Below are 4,278 nucleotides of genomic sequence, written 5' to 3'. Positions count from 1 at the left end.
GTCTAACCCTTTCATTGAGCGGACGTCTTCCAGCGAGCTTGGCCCGCTTCTAGCCGCCGCTCATGTCAAACGTTAAAGAAACCCATAGAGAAACTTATAGAAACTTATAATAGAAACTTATAGGGTCAGGTCTTACATTTGACATGAATTAATCAATTTAAGCTGCTTTGCAAACCACGGTAAATTTTATCTTATGTAAAATGTAAGCCCTGACGCCGTTACTTCTACAAACTAATACACTGCGGCTCTAATGGAGCCCAGAAGCACAAACTTCAACCACTGAGGCGATAAGCGTGTTTGGAAACATATTCAACTGGAAAGCGCGAAGTGAGAAGAAACAGCAAAGGCAAATCGCAGAAAAGCTAGCACTAGAAACGTTGTATGAATTCGAAAATGGAACTGCATTAAGTCAGCGCTGCCCAAACTGTAATGAGAAAATCTCTGTGGAAAAAGGTGAATCCTTCTTGCATGCCAGCTGCCCGTGCGAGATGTGCAATGTTGCGTTGATGATGGAAAATTAATATCGATCATCTTGGAACCATATCCCAAAAATCAAGGCACGGGCTCCGAAACCGGAGAATAGCTTTCGCGATCGGCCCTTTGAAGCCTAACCCATCGTTCAAGCGGACCCATTGTTTTGTTTTTTAGTTGGCGCGTTGTAGTGGTAGTTTGTATGGCGGCGTATTGATATTTTTATTCTGCTTCACAGCTTTCTGCTTACGCTGTTTATTAATTAATACGTTTTTTTAATTCATTAGCTCTATTTTCATGGCCTAATTATTTAGTTTTGTGGTTTGCTGCGAAAAACGGGGCTTTATTTTTTTGTGCAGCGGCAATACGCCTAGCATGGCATTCAAGCAGACTGACCGGAACGTACAACTTTTTGTTTAAACGAAGCGTAGGCCAGCTGCTTAATTTTGACGTTAACCCGCTAAGAGAAGCTGTGAGAAAACCTATGGAAAACCTAGAGGGTCAGGCCTTACATTTGACATGAATTAATCAATTTAAGCTGCTTTGCAAACCACTGTAAATTTTATCTTATGTAAAATGTAAGACCTGACCCCGTTACTTCTGTACTTCTGAAAAACGCCCCCCGCTCGGCAAGGATGGCTCGCCTTGGAGGGGAGTATTTCAGCATCCTGCTAATACTGCGGCACGCCCATTGCTCTGAACTCACGTACGGTCAGCTGGTTGGCGTAAAAGGGCGGATCTACAACCAAACGCAGGTAACGAGCATTGGTGGGGACAATGGCGTGCGTGGCTTGGCCTGCATAGTTGTTGGCAACCGTGACCACAGTGGACCACGTGGATTTATCCATGCTGGTTTGGATACGATAAGCCAGAGTGTTGAATGGATTTTCCACATCCGGAAAAACAAAATAGTGGCCTAGCTCGAAGTAAGTCAGACTATAGGCTCCCTTCAAATCCACCTCAAGAATCTGCGGCACATTGTCAATAACCACACTACTCCAACCGCCATATTGCACGTTCCCGTCACCTGCCTGCTCTGGTGACCCACTACCCCAAGGACTAGGAGAGGCAACCATCGGTTTGTTCAGAACCGCGTTGACCAGCTTAGGACCGGCTGGGCAGATACCATGCACCACCATAGCATCAAACCATTTAGAAGCCATTTTGACGTTACCGGCCACTGTCGGATGAACTCCGTCATACGTATCAACCGCAGGATTGAAATAACTTGATTGATTCACAACAACCACTGGTGACTGAGGCGTGGTTTTTTGAGCTGCCAGCCCAGGAATCAGTGCATTGAGTTTTTCTATTACGGGATTAAAATCCAGCGATGTCCCAATTAATTGGGCAATAAAAATTTTTACATGCGGGTTATTCAACCGCATCTTGTCAATGATGCCGCCCAGACTTACAATAGTGTCAGTTGCCGGTCTGCCGCCAGCCCAGCTATCATTGGTGCCCAAGTGCATCAAGACCACATCCGGTTTTGCGTCTTGCATCCAGCTATTGATGAAAAGCTGATCGACCTGTAGGGCTTGTATGCCCCAGACTGCCGCGTAGCGCGACGGAAATGGCGGCAAAGCGTCTGGTGGCAGAGTACTACTTGCACCGACAAGCGACACATCGCAACCAACAGAGCGAGTTTGCGTCCCAAGCGATAGGCGATAGTTATCCAGCGCAAGGCCAGCAGTGATCGAGTCCCCAAGTGTCATGACTCGAATAGGCTTGGCTGAGGAACTAACACTCAAGAACATAAGAAGAAAAAAAACGGTAAGACACACGAGTTTTTTTTGCGGCGTAAAATCCCTTGTAAGCATTTGGAAGTTCCTTAGCAAAATTGAAGCGTCGTTGAGATGATGCCCCTCAAAGAGTTGCAACCTAGGGCAGTGGAAAATGACGTTACTCGACCACCCTTACCTCGTCAATAAAGTGGCTCCCTATGTCCAGACAAATATTCATCTAATTTAAGAGGGTGTCGCCTCTGCTGCAGCGGATTGGCGCTGGCCCATTTCTTCGCTCGAAGAATCCTTATTTCACTCACCCTTGTCTCTAAAATAATCCGCGATTTTTGCTCCGCCGCGGACGCAGGTTTCATACACCTCATTCGGTGTTTGGTAGCCCAAAGACTGGTGAAATCGCTCGCCGTTGTAAAACACAAAGTGCTCAGCCAAGCCCAATAAGAAACCTATAAGAAACCTATAGGGTCAGGTCTTACATTTGACATGAATTAATCAATTTAAGCTGCTTTGCAAACCACGATAAATTTTATCTTATGTAAAATGTAAGACCTGACCCCGTGACTTTCTTAGGCTCAGCGCGCAGCGTGCCTTGTTGGGAAACGTCCCGCACAGTTTACGGAGTGCGTCTATCGAGTATCGAGGCACGGATATCGCGTGTTGCTTTGTCTTTGATGGAGATCCAACCGAAGACGACAAAGATCTTTTGAGTTGCGCGGCGACTGAAATTCTCGCGGATTATCGCGAGCCTTACACAATCAGCTAGGAGTATTTGGCAATCCCAGCCCCCAAGGCTCCATGCCTTCGCTATATTGTATTTAAGCGGCATGAAACATCAGTTGCCGCATAACAATTCGCTGGAAACCTAGAAACCGATGAGAACGAATAGGGTCAGGCCTTGCATTTGACATGAATTAATCAATTTAAGCTGCTTTGCAAACCTCGGTAAATTTTATCTTATGTAAAATGTAAGACCTGACCCCGTGACTTTACTTGTTAGACTCCAATTCGGCCAAGTCATGAACAAAGATCAAATTATCAAAGAAATTCAGCGTACCGCCGAAACAAACGGCGGCGTACCACTTGGTCGACAAAGATTCCTGCAAGAAACAGGAATAAAAGAATCCGATTGGATCGGAAGATTCTGGACGAAATGGAGTGACGCAATTCAGGAGTCTGGATACTCAGCGAACAAAATGCAAAATGCATTTCCTGATGAGCAGCTACTTGAGCACTATGCTTTGCTTGTGAGAGAACTTGGGTATATACCCACCTCAGCAGAGGTAAAAATGAGAGCAAGAAACGGCTCCGAATTTCCAAGCCATAACACGTTCTCTCGCCTCGGCTCGAAGCAACAATTACTTAATAAGCTTTATATTTTCTGCCAGAAAAATCATGCCTATAGTGATTTAGCTGAAATTCTGGAAAAAGCTACCAATAAAAACCCCATTTCAACTCCGCACGAGAGTATTACGTACCGCAAGGATGCCTATGTGTATCTTTTGCAGTTTGGCCAAGAGTACAAAATCGGTTCCAGCAATAACGTTGAGAGGCGATTCAGAGAAATAAAAACTCAGATGCCATACGAAGGAAAAATAATACACACGATTACAACTGGCGACCCTGCAGGAATTGAAACGTATTGGCACAATTACTTCAAAGAGCAAAGGCTAAAAGGTGAGTGGTTTAAATTATCGGCCAGCGACATAAAGTATTTCAAAAAGCGGAAGCTAATGTAGTGCAAAAGCCTAAGAAACGGCTCAAACCAATCTGTTAACCTAATCGTTAGCTGCTTAGGAGACTCCGTGGAGAAAACGGAACCCATAGGGTCAGGTATTACATTTGACATTGAATTAATCAATTTAAGCTGCTTTGCAAACCACTGTAAATTTTATCTTATGTAAAATGTAAGACCTGACCCCGTGACTTCTTTAAGACCTGACCCCGTGACTTCTTTTTCTCATTGCTCCGTTTCATCGCTTAGTCGTTCAATCCAATCTTCGTAGTGCGGCACGGATCGGTTGGCCGTCGGCAACGGAAGCATAAGCCAAAGTCCAAATCATCATGC

2 protein-coding genes and 1 pseudogene are annotated in these 4,278 nt (G+C 45.0%); 2 read left to right on the top strand and 1 reads right to left on the bottom strand.

The annotated features are described in order from the left end of the window. Positions 1 to 1,142 precede the first annotated feature (1,142 nt). Positions 1,143 to 2,291 (bottom strand): GDSL-type esterase/lipase family protein, encoded by a 1,149-nt coding sequence (locus tag ACFQNF_RS14125; RefSeq protein WP_380188581.1) that lies wholly within the window; start codon positions 2,289 to 2,291, stop codon positions 1,143 to 1,145. 496 nt (positions 2,292 to 2,787) lie between these two features. Here ACFQNF_RS14125 and ACFQNF_RS20860 point away from each other — a divergent pair. Both ACFQNF_RS20860 and ACFQNF_RS14120 read left to right on the top strand, forming a co-directional pair. After that, positions 2,788 to 2,976 (top strand): annotated as a pseudogene (locus tag ACFQNF_RS20860) (MafI2 family immunity protein); the annotation flags it as partial. A 253-nt stretch (positions 2,977 to 3,229) separates the two neighbouring features. Next, positions 3,230 to 3,949: a GIY-YIG nuclease family protein gene (locus ACFQNF_RS14120; RefSeq protein ID WP_380188580.1), complete on the top strand. Its 720-nt coding sequence runs from the start codon at positions 3,230 to 3,232 to the stop codon at positions 3,947 to 3,949. Positions 3,950 to 4,278: the final 329 nt, after the last annotated feature.

Source organism: Iodobacter arcticus, from assembly GCF_042664895.1.
GTDB lineage: Bacteria > Pseudomonadota > Gammaproteobacteria > Burkholderiales > Chitinibacteraceae > Iodobacter > Iodobacter arcticus.
Note: the sequence above shows the minus strand (reverse complement) of the source record. Positions and strands in the feature narration are given on the sequence as shown.